The sequence below is a fragment of the Synechococcus sp. R5-13 genome (genome assembly GCF_047462015.1).
In the GTDB taxonomy this organism is placed as follows: domain Bacteria; phylum Cyanobacteriota; class Cyanobacteriia; order Thermostichales; family Thermostichaceae; genus Thermostichus.
The window spans coordinates 49,119-67,931 of sequence record NZ_JANSIL010000038.1; the positions used below are offsets into that span (position 1 = coordinate 49,119).

Annotated in this window: 19 protein-coding genes and 2 pseudogenes; 13 read left to right on the plus strand and 8 right to left on the minus strand. The window is 59.2% G+C overall.

Annotated elements, in window-relative coordinates; translation table 11 throughout:
- Window positions 1-6: 6 nt before the first annotated feature.
- The 4 genes from NW840_RS03550 to NW840_RS03565 all read right to left on the minus strand — a co-directional run bounded on the left by NW840_RS03550 (window position 7) and on the right by NW840_RS03565 (window position 2,552).
- Window positions 7-525, minus strand: coding sequence for a DUF2808 domain-containing protein (locus tag NW840_RS03550; protein WP_414331896.1), 519 nt, complete (start codon window positions 523-525; stop codon window positions 7-9).
- Window positions 526-875: 350 nt separating this feature from the next.
- Complete coding sequence (gene psbZ / locus NW840_RS03555; RefSeq protein ID WP_011433643.1) at window positions 876-1,061, minus strand: photosystem II reaction center protein PsbZ; 186 nt, start codon at window positions 1,059-1,061, stop codon at window positions 876-878.
- A gap of 142 nt (window positions 1,062-1,203) precedes the next feature.
- Window positions 1,204-1,896, minus strand: a complete 693-nt coding sequence (locus NW840_RS03560; RefSeq protein WP_414342434.1) for a queuosine precursor transporter — start codon at window positions 1,894-1,896, stop codon at window positions 1,204-1,206.
- Window positions 1,896-2,552: a response regulator gene (locus NW840_RS03565; protein ID WP_414342435.1), complete on the minus strand. Its 657-nt coding sequence runs from the start codon at window positions 2,550-2,552 to the stop codon at window positions 1,896-1,898. Before NW840_RS03565 ends, NW840_RS03560 begins: the two co-directional genes overlap by 1 nt.
- Before the next feature lie 255 nt (window positions 2,553-2,807).
- Here NW840_RS03565 and NW840_RS03570 point away from each other — a divergent pair, with 255 nt between their 5' ends.
- From NW840_RS03570 to ribB, 13 genes and pseudogenes are all read left to right on the plus strand, one after another.
- Entirely contained in the window at window positions 2,808-3,926 is a 1,119-nt protein-coding gene (locus NW840_RS03570) for a class I SAM-dependent methyltransferase (RefSeq protein WP_011433647.1), read from the plus strand.
- Between the two features lie 161 nt (window positions 3,927-4,087).
- Window positions 4,088-4,558 carry a hypothetical protein gene (locus NW840_RS03575; RefSeq protein ID WP_414342436.1) on the plus strand — a complete coding sequence of 157 codons (471 nt, stop codon included), beginning with the start codon at window positions 4,088-4,090 and terminating at the stop codon, window positions 4,556-4,558.
- Window positions 4,559-4,631: 73 nt separating this feature from the next.
- Window positions 4,632-4,976: an MgPME-cyclase complex family protein gene (locus NW840_RS03580; RefSeq protein ID WP_414329330.1), complete on the plus strand. Its 345-nt coding sequence runs from the start codon at window positions 4,632-4,634 to the stop codon at window positions 4,974-4,976.
- A 270-nt stretch (window positions 4,977-5,246) separates the two neighbouring features.
- Window positions 5,247-6,668, plus strand: coding sequence for an MFS transporter (locus NW840_RS03585; protein ID WP_414342438.1), 1,422 nt, complete (start codon window positions 5,247-5,249; stop codon window positions 6,666-6,668).
- 139 nt (window positions 6,669-6,807) lie between these two features.
- Window positions 6,808-7,977, plus strand: a complete 1,170-nt coding sequence (locus NW840_RS03590; RefSeq protein ID WP_414342439.1) for a glycosyltransferase family 4 protein — start codon at window positions 6,808-6,810, stop codon at window positions 7,975-7,977.
- A gap of 80 nt (window positions 7,978-8,057) precedes the next feature.
- Window positions 8,058-9,755 (plus strand): PP2C family protein-serine/threonine phosphatase, encoded by a 1,698-nt coding sequence (locus NW840_RS03595; RefSeq protein WP_414342440.1) that lies wholly within the window; start codon window positions 8,058-8,060, stop codon window positions 9,753-9,755.
- A gap of 493 nt (window positions 9,756-10,248) precedes the next feature.
- The gene (locus NW840_RS03600) at window positions 10,249-10,467 is read left to right on the plus strand and encodes a hypothetical protein (protein ID WP_414329334.1); all 219 of its coding nucleotides are present in this window, start codon (window positions 10,249-10,251) and stop codon (window positions 10,465-10,467) included.
- A gap of 153 nt (window positions 10,468-10,620) precedes the next feature.
- Window positions 10,621-12,054 carry an argininosuccinate lyase gene (gene argH / locus NW840_RS03605; protein ID WP_414342441.1) on the plus strand — a complete coding sequence of 478 codons (1,434 nt, stop codon included), beginning with the start codon at window positions 10,621-10,623 and terminating at the stop codon, window positions 12,052-12,054.
- Window positions 12,055-12,173: 119 nt separating this feature from the next.
- Entirely contained in the window at window positions 12,174-12,470 is a 297-nt protein-coding gene (locus NW840_RS03610) for a DUF6464 family protein (protein WP_414329336.1), read from the plus strand.
- Window positions 12,471-12,631: 161 nt separating this feature from the next.
- Window positions 12,632-13,120: a M67 family metallopeptidase gene (locus tag NW840_RS03615; RefSeq protein WP_414342442.1), complete on the plus strand. Its 489-nt coding sequence runs from the start codon at window positions 12,632-12,634 to the stop codon at window positions 13,118-13,120.
- Between the two features lie 247 nt (window positions 13,121-13,367).
- On the plus strand, window positions 13,368-13,649 hold the full coding sequence (locus NW840_RS03620; protein ID WP_011433658.1) for a MoaD/ThiS family protein: 282 nt from the start codon (window positions 13,368-13,370) through the stop codon (window positions 13,647-13,649).
- A 2-nt stretch (window positions 13,650-13,651) separates the two neighbouring features.
- The gene (gene moeB, locus NW840_RS03625) at window positions 13,652-14,821 is read left to right on the plus strand and encodes a molybdopterin-synthase adenylyltransferase MoeB (protein WP_414329338.1); all 1,170 of its coding nucleotides are present in this window, start codon (window positions 13,652-13,654) and stop codon (window positions 14,819-14,821) included.
- A 143-nt stretch (window positions 14,822-14,964) separates the two neighbouring features.
- Window positions 14,965-16,113, plus strand: a pseudogene (gene ribB, locus NW840_RS03630) (3,4-dihydroxy-2-butanone-4-phosphate synthase); the annotation flags it as partial.
- 60 nt (window positions 16,114-16,173) lie between these two features.
- Here the strand turns inward: ribB and NW840_RS03635 are convergent.
- From NW840_RS03635 to NW840_RS03650, 4 genes and pseudogenes are all read right to left on the minus strand, one after another.
- Window positions 16,174-16,656 carry a hypothetical protein gene (locus NW840_RS03635; protein ID WP_414342443.1) on the minus strand — a complete coding sequence of 161 codons (483 nt, stop codon included), beginning with the start codon at window positions 16,654-16,656 and terminating at the stop codon, window positions 16,174-16,176.
- Between the two features lie 114 nt (window positions 16,657-16,770).
- Window positions 16,771-17,817, minus strand: coding sequence for a GntR family transcriptional regulator (locus NW840_RS03640; RefSeq protein ID WP_414342444.1), 1,047 nt, complete (start codon window positions 17,815-17,817; stop codon window positions 16,771-16,773).
- A 152-nt stretch (window positions 17,818-17,969) separates the two neighbouring features.
- Window positions 17,970-18,476 (minus strand): ABC transporter ATP-binding protein, encoded by a 507-nt coding sequence (locus NW840_RS03645; RefSeq protein WP_414342445.1) that lies wholly within the window; start codon window positions 18,474-18,476, stop codon window positions 17,970-17,972.
- A gap of 42 nt (window positions 18,477-18,518) precedes the next feature.
- A pseudogene (locus NW840_RS03650) lies at window positions 18,519-18,731 on the minus strand (ATP-binding cassette domain-containing protein); the annotation flags it as partial.
- Between the last annotated feature and the right edge of the window lie 82 nt (window positions 18,732-18,813).

The window sequence follows — 18,813 nt, forward strand, 5'->3', positions numbered from 1 at the left end:
AATAGATCAGAAGCCAATCCGCTCTGGGTCTTCAATGGTAATCAGCCAGTTGCCCACATTCCGGAAGAGGGGGTTGGGTTCCGTACCCCGTACCCGCGCCTCCACACGGTAGATACCGGCAGATGAAGGGTTGCGCACGTTGGAGAGCACCAGACGGATCTCCTGACCGGCAGCAATGGGTTGACGGGCCACCACCTCTAGAGAGCGAAACTCCTCGTTCCAGTACACTTGATCCAGCTCTACAGGCCGGCCTTCTACCTCCAGGCGGACACTTTCCGGATCGATGCGGCCATCGAAATTCCTGTCCCCGTTGATCTGCACTTCTGCCACCGCCACATTCTGGGGGGGAATGGTCAGGCGATAGCGATCCAAACGACTGCGAACCCCGCCAAAATCGAGCCGATAGCTGAGGACAGGTACCCCTTCACTGCCGGTGATCACCAAACCCGACTGCGCCTCTGCAGAATGGGGCACCATCAGGGATCCCAGGCTCCCCATCAACAGGCCCGCCAAGGCCAGCCTCATTCCTCGCCGAGCAAGGCCAAGTTCCTGCGAACATTTCCCTGCTCTCATCACTGCTCTCAACACCCAAACCTCCGCTGGTTGAAACACCTCAGCACCTTCAAAGCTCACTAGCGCGGCCTGTAGACAGCCTGACCGATGGCAAGCAAGGCCGACGCCTCGCCGTCCATTGTAGAGGATGGGATCCCCTCTACCGAGAGAGCCTAGGGCTCACCGGGGTGCGCAAGTACGCAGTTCTGGCAGAGATCTCAACAAGAACTTTGGGCCGCCACACCCACGGTGCAGCTCCCACGCAACGCTGATTGCGACCACAAGGTGACCTTCGGTGGATTGGCCCTCGCCCTTCTACGGCTTCACTTGAGGAAACTCAGCACCCCCACCCCGATCACCATCAGCACCCAGAGCAGGGATCCCACCAAAATCACATTCTTGGCCCGGCTCCAGTCGCTGGCTGAGCTGTAGAGCACCGGCACCGCCACCACCAAGAGCAAGCTGTAAAGCACCAACACCAACAAAGCAATTTGGAAAACGAGCATCATCTTTCGGATCCCTCACAAAAGTCTTGTCTTGGATAAAAGCTCCCGGTAACACCGGACGGCAGCAGGATAGAAAGGATAACGCTTTGACTATACCAAAATGGGATCCCTCTCAAGGCCAGATCCGTTGAGGCGGCTGATGGATTCATCTAGACACAGGCTGGAGGCGGAAGGGGTTAAAGTCGGTTGCCACATCGAAGTAGTCTTCTTGTTCTTGCTGCTTTAGCCAGCCGGTAATGGCATAGGTCAGGGGCGTGAACGCCGCCTCAACGGCACACTTGAACACATAGTTGGAGAGTATTAAGCTGCCCAGGCCAGGGAACACCCCCCAGAAGGCCAAGGTGACAAACAGTCCAGTATCCACCGCTTGGCCCACCAGGGTAGAGCCGATGGTGCGTGTCCACAGCCACCGTCCCCGCGTCCACACCTTCATCCGGGCCAGTACATAGGCGTTGGCAAAGCTGCCTCCCCAATAGGCGATTAAGCTGGCCAGCACAAGGCGGGGCGTCAGGCCCAGAATCTGGTCGTAGGCTTCTTGATAGGGCCAGTCGGGGGCGGCCGGCAGGGATCCCACGATCATGAATGTCACCGACATGAGGGCCGCCGAGATAAATCCCAGCCAGATCACCCGTCGCGACCGGGCATAGCCATAGACTTCGGTGAGGATGTCGCCGAAGATGTAGCTGAGGGGGAAGAGAATGGTGCCCCCGTCAAAGGTAAAGGGCCCCAGAAGAACGATCTTGGTCGAGGCGATGTTGGAAATCAGCAGCACGGCCACAAATAGAGCCGTCACCGCATCTAGGTGTCGATAAGCTCGCTCAAAAACCCTCTCAGACATCAGGATCCTCCTAGAAGTTTACGGATCTGTCGCAGCTCCTTGACGATCAAGGCCAAACCCTGGGCATGTCGCTCCACTTCGCCGGCGAGCTTGCTGATCTGGGTCTCCAGATTGCTGCTGCGGGATTCCTGACGCGCCAGGCGTTGGTTGATCCCAGAAAGCCGCGCCACCACCTCCCGCTGGATCAAGTTTTCCGTACCTTGAATCAGCAGCGTCTCGATGGCGGTGAGCCGGTTCAGAATCAGTTGGGTGTTGGTTTCGGATCCCGGCTCCGGTGCAGCGGCAGGGGCAACCTGGAGGACCTTTTGGATAAGAGCCAAAAGGGCATCTGCCTCAAACGGTTTCTCGATGAAATCAAAATCGACAAAGGGCTCAGGAATGCGGGCAGTCACCTGTTCCTTCAGCCCCGACATCATGATGATAGGAGTATTTTTCAGACTGTCTTCGCGGCGGATGGCCTGCAAGGTGTCGTAGCCATCCATCTTGGGCATGACAAAATCCAGCAGGATCAGGTCGGGGTGATGTTTTTTGGCCGCTTCCAGCCCTGTCAACCCGTCTTTGGCCTCCACCACTTGGAACTGATCGGCCAAGATGCTGGCCACCATCTTGCGAATCATGATGCTATCGTCAATGACCAACACCGTCTTGGTTGTCATGCTGAGGCGCTCCCTCTTCCCATTATCAAATCGACCTGATCAGCCCCTTCCTCCAGCTCATAGGGCAATCGGGGACATCCTTTTGAGGACACCACTAGAGTACTCCCCTGCTTGGCCAGATGGGGTGTGCTCAGGGATCCAATTCCGCCAGGTTTTCCCCGCGCCCAGCGGCTGCCGGCCCGGCGTGGCCGCCTTGCTATAATTAAGTGTAAACAAACGTTAAGCCTTCATTCTTCATTCGCACCTTGCAGGGTTATGAGCCTACAACTAAGTCCTGAGCTGTCGCTGCCGATCCCATCTCCAGTCGGAGAAGCTGCCTACCGCGCTTTTCAGTGGGGCAAAAACATCTTCGGCTTTGCCCACAAAGCGCTCTCCACCCAAGCTTCAGATCTGATGCTCTCCGTGCTCAGGGATCTGCAAAGCTTCTCCTCCGGGAGGACCCCGCCGCCGCGGGCCAAGGTGCGGGTGAGCGCTGACACGCTACAGGTGTTGCGGGCCCGTTACGAACAACTCCTGCAAGCGGACTGGCAAGATGCTGAGGCAGGGTACTACCCGCACGCGCTCTTGTTCGACAACCCCTGGCTGGACTTTGCCCGCTATTACCCACAGGTGTGGTTGGATTTGCCGCAAATTACTCGGCGGGTTCACAGCAAGCGTTACCAAGAGTTTTCTCAAGACATCTCCACCGAGGGCTATCCGAAATACTACCTGCAAAATTTCCATTACCAAACCAACGGCTACCTGAGCGACAGCTCGGCTGAGCTTTATGACCTGCAGGTGGAGCTGCTGTTTGGGGGCACAGCGGACGCGATGCGCCGTCGGGTGATTCGCCTGCTCAAAGATGCCTTGGATCCCACCTTGGTCAGCCCCCACATCCTCGATGTAGCTTGTGGCACGGGGCGGATGCTGCGCCTACTGCGGGGATCCCTGCCCAAAGCGGCTTTGTACGGTCTGGATCTTTCTCCTGCCTATCTGCGCAAGGCCAACCGACTGTTGCAGGAGCTGCCGGGGGAGCTGCCCCAGCTTATCCGCGCCAACGCCGAGGCCATGCCCTATGCCGATGCCACCTTTGACGCCGTCATCAGCGTTTTTCTCTTTCATGAGCTGCCTGGCCCGGCCAGACAAAATGTCATCAACGAGATGAGTCGGGTGGTGAAGCCAGGGGGCGTGGTGGTCATCTGCGACTCGGTGCAACTGCTGGATTCGCCAGAGCTGAAGGAGACGATGGAAGCCTTTATGCAAACCTTCCACGAACCCTACTACCGCGACTACATCCACGACGATCTGGGGGTGCGCCTGCAACAGGCAGGCTGTGCGGTGCTGCGCCGGGAGACTCACTATGTCAGCGCCTACACCCTAGCCCGTAAGGGTTGAGCGCCCTTTCCACAAGCTTAAGAGGAAGAGTAAATCGGCGGTCACTTGTCCAGAGGGTGTATAGTAGTTTTAGACACGAAACCTTGGATGAGAAGACGGGCCACTGACTGGATAACCTTCAGGTGCAAGTCCGTCCGAACTCTTTTCTTGTACTTAGGCTCATGTCCCACCCCCATGGATCCCTCCGCGCCGGTATCACTGCTCTCAAGCAGGAGCGCTACCTGGAGGCGATCAACCTTCTCGAGTCCTTCTGCTACTGCTGTTCCATCCAAGAGAGACAAGAGAGTTTGTCCCGCCGCCTGAGCGAGCGCAATGGCTCTAGGGCAGATCCGGAAGAATGCGTTTTGGCTCGTGTAGCTCTGATCATGGCATATCAAGGCAGTGGTGACTTGGAGCGCTCAACTGCCCTTTGCCAAGAGCTGTTGGAGGAGAAGGAAACTCCTGAGTCCGCTTCCTGGGCTCGGGAATGGGCAGCTCAGGCTCTACCTACCCTCAAGCAGGCTTCAGAACACTCCATGCCCCCTGAGGAAGTCATGGCGCGGCTACCCGTTCTCCGGCAGTTGGAAGACTGTCAGCCGCTGTGTAGCTCCCGCGATCCGGCTCCGCATCTGCTCAAATCTGCCTCTCTCTGAGGGAGAGGATCTGCAAGGAGCGGTGGACGCCCGGCTCTAGCCTTTATTCTCAACACAGTTCCACAGCAATCTTATGTCTGCTGCCGAACCGACTACCTATCATTTTGTCGTTGCCAGCCTGTCTTTCTTACGTTCTGAGCCTCTGGAAGAGGTGCTGGAGGAGCGTCGTCGATACTGCGAGGAGCGCCATTGCCCTGTCGATTTCTTCTGGGTGCCCCAGCCGGCCTTCATGGAAGCTCCAGAGTTAAAGCCCCTGCGGGACAAGTTGAAGGAGCCCCTGGGGGCAGTGGTATCCACCAACGCGGATTTTATTCGTTGGCTGAGCCTGCGCTTAACCTTTGTAGAGAAGGGCAGCTTTGTGGCTCCCAGCGAGTCGATCCCGGATCCCTTGCGCTCCTTGTCTGCCGCAGGAAGCTAGGCCTGCCGATTCCCAAGATTTGGGTTGGTGGATTGGAAGGCGGGCCAAGATAAGATCGGGGCACCCCGTTTCCACTTTTGTTTGCTGACGGGATCCCATTCTGTTGTGGGGCCGACGTCGGGGAAATGGGCAGGTCACCTGGGGAGCATCATGACTTGGGAGCAACGATGGGATTGGCCACAAGGAGGGGCAGGGATCTGCCACCCCAGTTCCCCTCTCCGGGATCTACCTGCATCAACGCCAAGTTGGGGACTGAAGTCAGAAGCTCTCTTGCCTGAGCCGACAGCAAGCCCCGCCCTCAGCTCGCCGGAGTGTTCTCCTGGGGATCCCCTGCCGGAGCCACCCCCTGAGGATCCCGAAAAGGGGCAAAAAGCAGAGAAGGAAGATCAAGGTCTGTCTGAGCCGGGCCTGAGCAACTTTGTAACCGTGCTGCGCCGGCGCAATTTCCTGCTGCTGTGGATGGGGCAGGCGTGTTCCCAGTTGGCGGACAAGGTGTTGTTGGTGCTGCTGATTGGGTTGGTTGCCCGCGAATTTCAGCCGGAAGGGGCTTCCATCAGCGGTTGGGTCTCGGCCATCATGCTGGCTTTTACGCTGCCGGCGATGCTATTGGGCAGCCTGGCAGGGGTATTTGTGGATCGCTGGCTGAAAAAAGGGGTGTTGGTGCTCTCCAACCTGGGGCGTGGGATCCTAGTGCTGCTGTTGCCGCCGCTGCTTTGGCTTACCGCTGGGCGCGACCTTTGGCCAGGGATCCCCTTGGGGTTTGCGGGGCTGTTGCTGGTGAGCTTTGCCGTCTCGGTTCTGACCCAGTTTTTTGCTCCTGCCGAGCAGGCGACTTTGCCGCTGATCCTGCCGAAGCGAGAGCTGCTGGCGGCCAACTCCCTGTACACCACCACGATGATGGCTTCGCTGATCGTCGGGTTTGCCGTGGGGGAGCCGCTGTTAACCCTGGCAGATCGTTGGGTACGCCATTGGTTGCCGGGCTGGGAAGTGGGGCCGGAGCTGTTGGTGGGGGGAGCCTACCTCTTGGCGGGATCCCTGCTGTTGCTGCTACAACCCCATGAGAAGCTGGAGCCCCGGCGTTGGGAAGTCCCTCACCTCTGGGAAGATCTCCGGCTGGGCCTGCACTATGTCGGCCAGGTGCCCCTGATCCAAGCTGCTTTGGTGCAGGTGGTGGTGCTTTACTCGCTGTTTGCGGCGCTGGCAGTTTTGGCGGTGCGCATGGCCGAAGTGATGGCAGAGCTGAAGCCGGATCAGTTCGGGGTGTTGTTGGCCGCTGCTGGCCTAGGCATGGGGATCGGCGCCTTTTGGGTGGGCCATACGGGCCGACGGGTGAGCCGCCGCGCCTGGGTTGGCCTGGGATCCCTGCTGCTCTGTGGGGCTCTGGCAGCCCTCTCCTGGACGACCCACTGGCTGCTGCCCAGCTTGGGCTGGATTGCCCTGTTGGGCTGTGGCGGGGCTCTGGTGGCGGTGCCGATGCAAACCTTGATCCAAGAGGAAACGCCCGACCATCTGCGGGGCAAGATTTTTGGGCTCCAGAACAACGCCGCCAACATTGCCCTCAGTTTGCCGCTGGTGTTTACGGGATTGGCGGAAGCTTGCTTTGGCCTTCCCTGGATGTTTGCGGCCCTGGCTGTTCTGACGGGGCTGGCGGGGCTGTACACCTGGAGCTTATTGGGCAGAGAGGCCCCCTAAATCCTGCCGCAGCGCCAGGCTGGATACCCTCTTCTGGGGGAACGGGCCAAGGCAGGAGCCAACTCTGCTACTCTTGTAGAGGTTTAAGAATCGAGACTCCCTTTGCAGCTCAGCGTTTCAGCTCCGCGGGGATCCGCCCATGCACATCGCCTGGATAGGCAAAAAGACACCTTTCTGTGGCAACGTCACCTATAGCCGCGAGATGACCAACGGCCTTTTGGATCGAGGGCATCAAGTGAGCTTTTTTCACTTCACCAACGAGGGCCAACCGCCCGCCCTGGATCCTGGAGGTGAAGGCTGGAGGGCGGAGCTGGATCGTCGAGACGTTTCCCTCCCCTGTCTGTACAAGTCGCAGATTTACACGATCCCGGCCCCCAACGCCAAGCGGTTGCTCACCCAGGCCCTCAAGGAATTGCAGCCGGATCTGGTACATGCCTCCTTGACCATTTCTCCCATCGACTTTGTGCTGCCGGAGATCTGCGCTGAGCTCAACCAGCCGCTGGTGGCTACTTTCCACCCTGCCTTCGACCGACGGCGGCGCAACATCGCCTCTCGCACCCAATACTTGGCCTACCAGCTCTACGCACCGTGTTTGGCCAACTATCACCGCACCATCGTCTTCTCGGAAACGCAGCGGGAGATCTTGGTCAAGCTGGGGGTGCGCCCCCAACAGGTGGTGGTCATTCCCAATGGGGTCGATGTGGACAAGTATGCGCCTGGGCCCTCCACCCTCAAACAGCGGTTGGGACTGGAGCGGATCTTCGTCTATCAGGGGCGGGTTTCGCCGGAGAAAAACCTGGAGGCCCTGCTCAAGGCTTGGAAACACTCCCAAATGGGGGAGAAGTGTGGTCTGCTGATCGTGGGGGATGGGCCGCTGCTCAACACCCTCAAGCCCTTCTACACCCTTCAACATGGGATCCACTGGCTGGGCTATATTGCCGACGAGCAGCAACGCATCGAGATCTTGCGAGGAGCCGATGTGTTTATTTTGCCCTCTTTAATCGAGGGGCTCTCTTTGTCCCTGTTGGAGGCGATGGCCTGTGGGCTGGCAGCAGTGGCCACCGATGTGGGTGCCGATGGCGAGGTTTTGGCCGATGGAGCCGGGATCCTGCTGGATCCGACACGGGTGACGGCGGAGCTGCAAACGCTGTTGCCTTTGCTGCGGGATCAACGGGAGTTTACCCAACTGCTGGGGATGAAGGCCCGCCAGCGGGTGCTGGAGCGCTATACCCTCAGCCACAACCTCAGCCAGGTGGAACAGCTCTACCGAGAGCTGTGCCAGGGATCGCGTCAGCATCGCTGGGTGTGAGGGATGAGTGTGATGAAGCTTGTGATATTTTTGCTAAGCTGTTTCGTTACGTTTCCAAGGGATTAACGCCAGTCTTCCCGATGGATGATCACAGCCCCCAAAAGGCCGTTTTAGGGCAGCCCCCTGCCGGGCTGTCAGATTCTTTGTGGTCAGAGTCCTTGCTGGCCCAGGATTCGGGCAAAAATCCCCTCCCCCCCAATGCTCCGTCGCTGTCGCCCACGGACAATTCGGGGGACTTGCGCTCAGCTCAGACCGGCCAGGATGAGGATCCCACCTCTTCAGGTGCCGTTGCGTCCGATGATAGAGAGCTGCCGGAGGTCAAGCCGGCCATTGTGCCTGCCCCTGCAATGCCGGATCGGGTGGCAGAACTGGAGAGAGAACACCATCGGATGCAGTATCTGCTGGCGTGGCTGGCTTTTGCTCTGCGCTCTTTTAACAACTTGAACCAGATCCTGGAGCTGACGGCTTTTGTGGCCAGCCAACTGACCGATGCCGAAGGCGGAGCCCTGGTTTTGTTCAATCCCAACGGCACCATCCAGTTGGATCAACTGCATTGCTCTGATCTCAATCACCGCGAGCAGATTCGGGCTGAGATGGAGCAAATTACCCAGACCCTCTCGGCTCAAGAGCCCATTCTCAAAACGGAGGGATCCCTGTCTGTTAAGATCCCTGCCCTGGAACACCTCTTGGACGAACGGTTCCGCCAGAGCTTGGGGCCGGATGTACGCCTTTTCGGCACGCCGCTGCTGATTCGCAACTCTGTCCAGGGTCGCTTGTACGTCTTCAGCCGTCAGCCTGGCTACCACTGGGATGAACGTCGCCAACAACTGTTGCGCTTGGTCGCCGATCAGGCAGGGGTGGCCATCGAAAATGACCGCTTGACGGCAGCCTTGCGCCGCAAGATGGCCCTGGAAAAAGAAATGGAGATTGGCTCTTACATCCAGACCCAACTGCTACCTCGGGAGTGCCCTCAAGTCAAGGGGATTCGCTTGGCAGCCCGTTGCCGGGTGGCCAGCAAAGTGGGGGGTGACTACTACGACTTCATCAAGATTCCTGGCGAACGCCTGGAAACATCCGACTCACCTGAAGAAACGGCAGGCTTTCGCTTGGCCATCGTCATTGGGGATGTGATGGGCAAAGGGGTGCCCGCCGGCCTGTTGATGACCATGACCCGCGCCATGGTGCGGGCGGAGGCCCTCAACCGCCATTCGCCGGCCCGTGTTCTGCAACATCTGAACCGGGCCATGTACAGTGACCTGGAAAACTCCAATCGCTTCATCAGCCTGTTTTATTCGGAGTACGATCCCCGCTCCCATCGCCTCTGCTTCAGCAACGCGGCCCACAACCCCACCCTGTGGTGGCAGGCCCGCACCCGAGAAATTCAACCCCTGGACACAGAGGGGGCGCTGATCGGCTTGGAAGAAAACAGCCACTACTCGGAAAGCTGCGTGCAACTGCAACCCGGGGATGTGGTGGTGTACTACACCGATGGCTACACGGAGACAGCCAACACCCGCGGCGAGCGCTTGGAAACCTCTGGGCTGATGGACGCCATCCAGTACGCTGCCCGTCGCTACGACTCCCCCGAAGACATTTTGGAGAGCTTGTTTGAGCAGATGGATGCCTTCCGAGGCCGTCGGGGATCCCACCCTCTTCCCCTATGGCTGCCCGAGGATCCAGAGCTCCTGTTGCAGGACGAGATTTCCCTGCGGCCTGAGCCCGTGGACGACACAACGCTGGTGGTGTTGAAGGTGTTGCCCGACTCCGAGCCAGCCTAGCTAAAAATCCGAGCCAGCCTAGCTAAAAAAGTTCAAACTCAGGGTTAATGACAGCAGGCCGCAACGCTCACAATAGCTCAAGCAAGCTACTCAACGCTACTGGGCTGGGCAGCAACGGTGGGTTGGTTGACGTGGTTTTGCCGGACTACTAGGCTAGTTGGTTAGTTCTGGCATGCGTTCTGCATGGGCTAAAGCCTGCTCCAGCTTTAGTCTGTGTGGCTCTCTCAGAGAGCAAGGAGCGGCTACCTGCAGCTTGCGGGGAAGTCACGCCTGTGGAGATCCCTCTGGCGGGGCAGTGGGGGTGATCTCTGCTGCCAGCCATAGTTCGTTAAGGCAGGAAGAAAGCAGAAGCGCGGCAGACGCTGAGCACTCCGCGCCGCCGGTGCGAGTGGAAGTGTTTGTTAGCGTTTCGTAGGTCTTTCAGAGCGGTACGCTCTAGCTGGTGGAGCTACCAGGTTGGCTGCACTGTGTTATCTACACCTGAGGTACAACCATGAACTTCTCTCCTTCTGGGTCTGAAACCGCCTCGGTTTACTTGCCGGCCCCCGCGGCTTTCCAGACGGAAATGATTGTCGGGCAGGTGTTCCGACAGGATGTGCTGGGCGATATCCGCAAGGGTTGGAATGGCTTTGTGGAATCGGGCCAAATTTGGGCGCTTTTGATAGGGATCGTGGCGGGCTACATGCTCAAGAGCATCACCAGCTCCCACTAGAGCCTTGTCGCCATTGCTCTAGCTGGATCCAGTTGGCCTGAGCCGGCGGGGTTTTGGCCGTCGGCGGTCGGTTTCTGTGTTTTTTCTCCACAACTGCAGTGGGGTCTTCCTACGGTGGTCAATCCTTCTCCCCATTCTTCCGGTTCCCAGCCAATGTCTGAGCCGACGGTAACTTCCACCCCTCGCCCCTGGAGCCAGCGCTTTGAGGGATCCCTGCATCCTGCCATCGCCCGCTTCAACGCCAGCATCGGCTTCGACATCCGCCTGCTGCCCTACGATGTGGCCGGATCCCTGGCTCATGTGCAAATGTTGGCCGCTTGTGGCATCCTGACCCGGCAAGAGGCCGACCAGATCCGGCAGGGATTGGAGCAGATCCAACAGGAGGCGGCTGCCGGCACCTTCCGGCCCGATCCAGAGGCAGAGGATGTCCACTATGCCGTCGAGCGTCGTTTGGTGGCTTTGGTGGGGGAAGTGGGAAAAAAACTGCATACCGGGCGCTCCCGCAACGACCAAGTGGCCACCGATCTGCGCCTCTATCTGCGGGATCAAATCGATCACCTTCGTCAAGCTCTCTGGGAGCTGCGCGGAGTTTTGTTGGACTTGGCCGAGCGGCATCTGGAGACGATCCTGCCCGGCTACACCCATCTGCAACGGGCTCAGCCGATTAGCTTAGCCCACCACCTCTTGGCCTATGAAGAAATGCTCTGGCGAGACTGGCAACGGCTGGGGCGGGTGCGGGAAGAGGCGAATGTCTGTCCTCTCGGATCCGGAGCTTTGGCCGGCACTTCCCTGCCCATTGATCGGCAGCTCACCGCCCATCTGCTGGGATTTGAGCGGATCAGCGCCAACAGCTTGGATGCCGTCAGCGACCGAGACTACCTGGTGGAGTTCCACGCTGCCGCCAGCTTGATTTTGGTGCATCTCAGCCGCCTCTCGGAAGAGGTGATCCTCTGGGCTTCCCAGGAGTTCGGCTTTGTCACCCTCACCGATGCCTGTGCCACCGGCTCCAGCCTCATGCCCCAGAAGAAAAATCCCGATGTGCCGGAGCTGGTGCGCGGCAAGGCGGGGCGGGTGTTTGGCCATCTCCAGGCTTTGTTGGTCACCTTGAAGGGGCTGCCGCTGGCCTACAACAAAGACCTCCAAGAAGACAAAGAGGGGCTATTCGACACGGTCGATACCCTGAAAGCCTGCCTAGAGGCGATGACCCTTCTGCTGCGGGAAGGGATCCAATTTCAACCTGAGCGCATGGCCGCTGCTGTGCAGGAAGATTTCTCCAACGCCACCGATGTGGCCGACTACCTGGTGCGCAAAGGGATCCCCTTTCGCACAGCCCATGATTTGGTGGGGCAGATTGTGCGCATTTGTTTGGCAGAGGGGATCCTGCTGCGGGATCTGCCCTTGGAGCGCTGGAAAACCTTCCACCCGGCCTTTGAGGCGGACATTTTGACGGCCATTGAGCCCCGCCAGGTGGTGGCCACGCGGCTCAGCGCCGGGGGAACGGGCTTTGCTGTGGTGCGAGAAGCCCTGCAACGGGCCCAGGCCCGCCACCAGCAGCCAGAGCCATCGGAAGAAACTCCACAAACTTAAACTGAACTCAAGGAGAGTTTGCAATTCTTGGGTTCTTCTCGCCAGTGTGTGCCATCCTGAGGTTCTGAGCCATCCAACGCAACTCCCAGCCTGTTGGCCTCTTCCCTGGGTATCGTTCCATGTTGGATAACCTCACCGCCCACGTCCTCGAAAATGCGGCCAAGCGTCGCTGGCGGGAACGCGCCTACAGCCGATTTTTGCAAGATTGGCGACGGCAAGTGGTGCTGCTGCGCCGTCAACGGGCCGGCGAATTTGGCCCACCCCTGGGGGATCCCTCTTGTGTTTTCAGTGCCCACTCGGCTTGGTTGCGCTGTGCCGTCCATCCCCAAGGGCCGTGCCAGGGTTGCCCCCACTATGCCCCCGTCACCCCTCCAAAGCCAGAGCCACCTCTGGGTTCACTCGATGGACGGGTCTGACCGCGCCACACTGGTGGCCGAACATTTTCAGCAGCGGCGGCCTCTGCGGAACGGCCTGCCCGTTGCGCCCCAATGGCATCCGCTGTAGCTAAGTTGAGGGATCCCCGGCCAACTTGTGCCAGAATAAAAGAACGGTAACTCCATCGGCAAAGGCGAGATTCATGGCCCTCTACCTCTCGGCAGACCACCTTCACAGCATCCGCCAGCACGGCGAACAAGCCTTTCCCCACGAGAGCTGCGGCATTTTAATTGGGGAAATCCGGGGATCCGACAAGATCATCCACGAGCTTTGGTCGGTGACCAACACCTGGGATCAAGCGGAAAACCCTCTGGCAGACGGGGAATCCAGCCGCCGCCGCTTCTTGATCGATCCGGCGGATTTCAAGCGGGCCAACGACCACGCGGTGCGCAAAGGGCTGGGGATCCTGGGCACCTATCATTCCCACCCCAACCATGCGGCCATTCCCTCCGAGTTTGATCGGCAGCATGCTTTTCCTTGGGGCTTTTCCTGTGTGATCGTCAGCGTGCGCGATGGCAAGGCAGAAGAGGTGGTGAGCTGGGTTTTGGATGAGCAGGAGCAGCCCCAACGGGAGCCGATGCAGATGCTGGAAGACATTCGCATCCCCCCGCTCCCGGCTTTGGCAAGCTAGAGTCGTTTGGGCTTTGCTGCTGTTTGAGGCTGAAGTTCACGGCTAAGTTCAGTTGGGATCCTTGAAAGCTGGGATGGGCGCCACCGGAAAAAGCGGTAGTCTAATGCTGAACCTTGTCTGTAACATAGCTGAATCATCGAAATCCGTAGACTGCTCCAACCAGATCGGCCAGACGGATAGGTCAGCCCAGATCCTCTGGATCCTCAAAAGTCTCCAGTAGATACCCAAGATCTCTCCCCGAACTCCCATGGCAACCAAAGTTCTGATCCCCTCTCCCCTGCGCCCCTACACCGACAACCTGGAAGCTGTCGAGATCGAGGGCAGCAATGTCGGCGAAGTGATGGGCAACCTCATCGCCCGCTATGGCGAGCTGAAGCGCCACCTCTACACCGAGGATGGGAAGCTGCGCAATTTTGTCAATGTCTACCTCAACGACGAGGATGTGCGCACGTTGCCCCAAGGCAACAACACCCCCGTGGGAGAACAAGCCGTCATCAGCATCGTTCCCGCTATTGCCGGAGGGTTGTGAGCATGTTGAACCTGGATACCAGCCAAGTTAGCCTCTCCCGCGAAGAGATGGAGCGGTTTTCTCGGCATTTGATCCTGCCCGAGGTGGGCCTAGAAGGACAGAAGCGGCTGAAAGCGGGCAAAGTGCTGTGCATCGGCACAGGCGGCCTTGGCTCGCCCCTGTTGCTGTACTTGGCGGCAGCCGGCGTGGGGCGGATCGGCATTGTCGATTTTGATGTGGTGGATGTGTCCAACCTGCAGCGGCAGGTGATCCACGGCACCTCCTGGGTGGGCAAGCCGAAGGTGGAATCGGCCAAGAACCGCATCCTGGAGATCAACCCCCACTGTCAAGTGGATGTTTACAACACCGCCCTGAAGGCCCACAACGCACTGGAGCTGTTTGCCAACTATGACGTGATTGTGGATGGCACCGATAACTTCCCCACCCGTTACCTGGTGAACGATGCCTGTGTGTTGACGGGCAAGCCCAATGTCTACGGCTCGATCTTCCGCTTCGAGGGACAAGCGACGGTCTTCAACTACGAAGATGGGCCCAACTACCGGGATCTCTACCCCGAGCCGCCCCCACCAGGACTGGTGCCCTCCTGCGCCGAAGGGGGAGTGTTGGGGATCCTCCCCGGCATCATCGGTGTTATTCAAGCTACCGAAACCGTGAAGATCCTGCTGGGCGTGGGCACAACCCTAAGTGGGCGGCTGCTGCTTTACGATGCCCTGAACATGAGCTTCCGGGAGCTGAAGCTGCGCAAAAACCCGGCTACTCCGCCCATCACTGAGCTGATCGACTACGAACAGTTCTGCGGGATCCCACAAGCCCAAGCTGCCGAACAGGCTGGCCAAGCGGAGATCCCGGAGATCACTGTGGCCGAGCTGAAAGCGCGGATGGATGCTCACCAAGACTTTGTGTTGGTCGATGTGCGCAACCCAAATGAGTGGGAGATAGGCCGGATCCCTGGTGCTCACCTGATCCCCCTGCCCCAAATTGAAAACGGCGACGGGGTGGAGCAGGTGCGTCGCCTCCTTAACGGCTCAGAGCTGATCGTCCACTGCAAGAGTGGGGCACGCTCGGCCAAAGCCCTGAAGATCCTACAAGCTGCTGGGATCCAAGGAAAAAACCTGCGCGGGGGGATCCTCGCCTGGGCAGAGGCTTACGATCCCTCGATTCCCAAGTACTGACTCTGCCTTGGGATCCCTACCTGTCGCCCGGTTTGCTCTAGCATAGATCCGGCAGATCCGGTGCCCAGAGCCGGCTGTGCCAGGTTTTCCCTTTTTGCGTCCCCTTTTCCATGAGTGCCATCCCGCAGGCCGAGACAGAAACGATCTTCCACTCCATCCCCGAAGCCCTCGAAGACCTCAAGTGTGGTCGCATGGTCATCGTGGTCGATGACGAAAACCGAGAAAACGAAGGGGATCTGGTCTGTGCTGCCCAGTTTGCCACGCCCCAAGCTATCAACTTCATGGCCACCTACGGGCGGGGCCTTATCTGCCTGGCCATGCAGGGATCCCGCCTCGATGAGCTGAAGATCCCGCTGATGGTGGGGCAGAACACCGACAGCAACCAAACTGCCTTTACCGTCAGCATTGATGCTGGGCCAGAGGCTGGAGTTTCCACCGGCATTTCCGCCGCCGATCGCTCCCGCACCATTCAGGCGGCCATTCACCCGCACACGCGACCGGAAGATCTGCGCCGGCCTGGGCATGTCTTTCCGCTGCGGGCACGGGAGGGCGGAGTACTCAAACGGGCTGGCCATACGGAAGCAGCGGTGGATCTGGCGATGTTGGCCGGGCTGTATCCGGCAGGGGTGATTTGCGAGATCCAAAACCCGGATGGCTCCATGGCCCGCCTGCCCCAGTTGATCGAATATGCCCGTCAGCACGATTTGAAGATCATCACCATCGCCCACCTCATCGAGTACCGCCTGCGCACCGAACAACTGGTTCACCGAGAGGCTGCCGCCACCCTGCCAACGGAGTTTGGCCAGTTTCGGGTTTACGGCTACCGCGATAGCCTCAACCAAGTCGAGCACCTGGCCCTGGTGAAAGGGGATCCGACCCAATTTGCCGCTGAGCCCGTCCTGGTGCGCGTCCATGTGGAGTGTCCCCTAGGGGATGCGCTGGGATCCCTGCGCTGCGATTGTCGCCGCCAATTGACCGCCGCCCTGAAGATGATCGACCACCAAGGCAAGGGGGTACTGGTGTACCTGCGCCGGCAAGAGCAGGAGCTGAGTCTCATCGAGCAAATCAAGTCCTACGCCCGGCAAGATCTGGGACTTTCTGAAACCGCGCCACCGGTGGCGATGGACTTGCGCGATTACGGCATCGGCGCCCAGATACTACGGGATGTAGGGGTGCGCAAAATGCGCCTGATCAGCAACACCTCTCGCCACATCAGCGGCTTGAAAGGATTTGGCCTGGAAGTGGCCGAGCGCGTGCCCCTGCTGGTGGAAGAGCCGGATCTCAATTTGCATGTGGAGCCGTCCTGTTCCCTGAAACTGTTGCTGCACGACGCTGGCGCAACCGATTCCGGCTCAAGCCTGTAGCGCGTTGTAGGGCCGAGGGCTATGGTGGAACAAAGACTGGGGTGCAGCCGGCTCGCCATCCGCCACATAAGCCTTGGATCCCCAGCCCCAGAAAGACCAGAAAGGACGTTCGGGCCCCGATGGAGCCGTCATTGCTATGCGACGCTTCCGCGCTGGTGACAGGGGTGCGGAGCACTGGCGCGCCGGCGAGACGGAGTCCCTGGCTGTGGGGCTCAAGAGTTGCTTCGGCAAGACGGGAATGTCGGATCCCACCTGCGACCACACCTCATAGCTCCGAGGGCGCACCACCACGAGGCTGATCAGGGATCCGTGATCCATGTCGTAGCGGCAACTGGCGATGGCCTCTTGCAGCTGAGAAAAGCCCCGGTTGAAGACGTAAAAATGGTCTTGGAAGCGGATGGCCTCCCAGAAACCTTCCCGGGTGACCGCCACATGGTCATGATCGGCGGAGGCGTAGTCGAGGATCACCATGCGTGTAAAGACTGATCAGCGATGAATTAAAATGAGAGAGCTTTTACCGTATTTTCACTTAAGCACGATCTTGGGCAGCCTGTCATCCGCAAAATGGCTCACCTGCAACAAGGCTTAATGCGTTTCTTTACTCTGCAAACCGCTGCCGCCCGCCTCTCTATCCCCTCCGGCTCCAGGGATCCCACCCAATTCCCGTCTCAGCTCGGCCATGGCTGCTTCTCCGATGTGGGGGGTGGCGCAGACTAGGTTGGGTGTGCGGATTAGATCGGCTCGGGCTTGGCGCACCAAGACCCGCAGGGTGGGGTAGCTGGCCTCATCGCAAATCAGCGTATGGGCGCGGCGGATTAGGGATCCCACCCGTTCCGTATCCGAGATCACTGCCGTCAGCACCAGCAGGTCTCCCCGCAGACTGTAGACAATCACCTCGGCAACCTCCAGCAGGGCAGTGCTGATGCTCACCAGCCCCAGACAGGCGTAGGAAGGCAACTGGCGGATCAGGGCAATTTCACGGGCGTAGTCAGACACCTCCACCGTCAGAACACGGGCCCCCCGGGGTTGGGCAATGGCTTCGACGGCGCTGAGAAAATAGTGCAGCGTCACCACGGTGCCGGACTGGATCTGATCCAGGACGGTGGCCAGATCCTCCAGGGGCACCAACTGGACCCGGATGCCCAGAGTTTGCTGGATTTGCTGGGCCATCAGTTGTCCTGTACCCAAATCCCGGTTGGGCACACACACCAGCACTTGGGCACTGCAGCGCAATCGCCAATCGATCTCCGCTAGCAGCAGATCCCGCACCTGCTCCAAAGAAAACCCCTGCTGCAGCAGCTGGTCGATGCCCTGGCGCACCTGCTCCAGGACCTGTCGGGATCGATCCAGGTTTTCCCCCAGGCCGCGAGAGTAGTTAACCACCTGGCGGGCGGAGCGGCTCACGTAAATGCCAGATCCAGCGCGGGTTTCCACCAGGCCCATAGCCTCGAGTTGGTGGTAAACCTTGTGGATGGTATTGCGGTGCAGGCCTGTTTGCATAGCCAATTGACGGGTGCTGGGCAGGCGGTAGCCGGGAGGAAATTGCCCGCAGGCGATGGCAAAGCAGAGCAAATTAAAAAGCTGTACGGAGCCAGGGATCCCACTCTCCGGCTGGATGGAAATGCGCATCATGGCCCGTTTTTCTCCCTTTGACAACGCCGTTGCGAGCCCGTTTCTGGGCTACGTAAGAATCCCTCGACTTCAGTCGGCGGGAGTGTCAACTGCCTGCAAGATAGCGCCGACGCCGGATAGACAAGCTCCAGAGGAGATCGGGATTGAGAGCCCTATTCGGGGATGCGGTGCATCCGGCTGGGATCCCAACTTAAAGTCACCTCCGTCCCTTCCGGCAACTGCTGCAAATTCAGGCCGGGGTTGGGTTGCACAGCCAAAAGTTTCACCTCACAGCCCGACACCCATACCTGATAGCGAATGAAAGCCCCTAGATAAGCAGTGTCGCAAATCCGTCCCCGCAAGCGGCAGTGGCCATCGGGGATCCCTTCTTCAGATAAGTCAATCCGAATGTGCTCCGGGCGCAAAGCAAACAGGGCCGCTTCTCCCACGCATCGTTCCGCCAGGGATCCCTCGATCAAGTTGGTTTGGCCGATAAAACCGGCTACAAACCGGGTGGCAGGTCGCTCGTAGAGCTCTGCCGGGGATCCCACCTGTTCGATGCGCCCGCGATTGAACACGGCAATACGATCGCTCATGGTCAGGGCCTCTTCTTGGTCGTGGGTGACGTACAAAAAGGTGAGACCAAGGCGGTGTTGTAGGGCCTTGAGTTCAAACTGCATCTGTTGGCGCAACTTCAAATCCAGCGCCCCCAAAGGTTCATCCAGCAAGAGCACCTGCGGTCGGCCAACCAAAGCCCACGCCAAGGCCACCCGTTGCCGTTGCCCCCCTGAAAGTTGGCTGGGTTTACGGGATCCCAGATCGGGCAGTTGTACCAGCTCCAGCGCCTCTTGCACTCGCTTTTGGCGCTCCTTCGGCGGTATGCCGCGGATCATCAAGCTGTAGCCAACGTTCTCCGCCACCGTCATGTGGGGGAAGAGAGCATAGTCGTAAACTACCCGACTCCGACCGCTAAAGCGGTACGGAGCGGGCTTTCAGTAGCCCTGAGCCTGCTCTGCT

Bases quoted from the DNA above. Each gene is read 5' to 3' on its own strand.
- NW840_RS03640 (WP_414342444.1), bottom strand. From the start codon at position 17,817: ATGATGCGCATTTCCATCCAGCCGGAGAGTGGGATCCCTGGCTCCGTA.
- NW840_RS03610 (WP_414329336.1), top strand. From the start codon at position 12,174: ATGTTGGATAACCTCACCGCCCACGTCCTCGAAAATGCGGCCAAGCGT.
- NW840_RS03615 (WP_414342442.1), top strand. From the start codon at position 12,632: ATGGCCCTCTACCTCTCGGCAGACCACCTTCACAGCATCCGCCAGCAC.
- argH (WP_414342441.1), top strand. From the start codon at position 10,621: ATGTCTGAGCCGACGGTAACTTCCACCCCTCGCCCCTGGAGCCAGCGC.
- NW840_RS03570 (WP_011433647.1), top strand. From the start codon at position 2,808: ATGAGCCTACAACTAAGTCCTGAGCTGTCGCTGCCGATCCCATCTCCA.
- NW840_RS03580 (WP_414329330.1), top strand. From the start codon at position 4,632: ATGTCTGCTGCCGAACCGACTACCTATCATTTTGTCGTTGCCAGCCTG.
- psbZ (WP_011433643.1), bottom strand. From the start codon at position 1,061: ATGATGCTCGTTTTCCAAATTGCTTTGTTGGTGTTGGTGCTTTACAGC.
- NW840_RS03645 (WP_414342445.1), bottom strand. From the start codon at position 18,476: ATGCAGTTTGAACTCAAGGCCCTACAACACCGCCTTGGTCTCACCTTT.
- NW840_RS03550 (WP_414331896.1), bottom strand. From the start codon at position 525: ATGAGGCTGGCCTTGGCGGGCCTGTTGATGGGGAGCCTGGGATCCCTG.
- NW840_RS03595 (WP_414342440.1), top strand. From the start codon at position 8,058: ATGGATGATCACAGCCCCCAAAAGGCCGTTTTAGGGCAGCCCCCTGCC.
- NW840_RS03560 (WP_414342434.1), bottom strand. From the start codon at position 1,896: ATGTCTGAGAGGGTTTTTGAGCGAGCTTATCGACACCTAGATGCGGTG.
- moeB (WP_414329338.1), top strand. From the start codon at position 13,652: ATGTTGAACCTGGATACCAGCCAAGTTAGCCTCTCCCGCGAAGAGATG.
- NW840_RS03575 (WP_414342436.1), top strand. From the start codon at position 4,088: ATGTCCCACCCCCATGGATCCCTCCGCGCCGGTATCACTGCTCTCAAG.
- NW840_RS03635 (WP_414342443.1), bottom strand. From the start codon at position 16,656: ATGGTGATCCTCGACTACGCCTCCGCCGATCATGACCATGTGGCGGTC.
- NW840_RS03620 (WP_011433658.1), top strand. From the start codon at position 13,368: ATGGCAACCAAAGTTCTGATCCCCTCTCCCCTGCGCCCCTACACCGAC.
- NW840_RS03590 (WP_414342439.1), top strand. From the start codon at position 6,808: ATGCACATCGCCTGGATAGGCAAAAAGACACCTTTCTGTGGCAACGTC.
- NW840_RS03600 (WP_414329334.1), top strand. From the start codon at position 10,249: ATGAACTTCTCTCCTTCTGGGTCTGAAACCGCCTCGGTTTACTTGCCG.
- NW840_RS03565 (WP_414342435.1), bottom strand. From the start codon at position 2,552: ATGACAACCAAGACGGTGTTGGTCATTGACGATAGCATCATGATTCGC.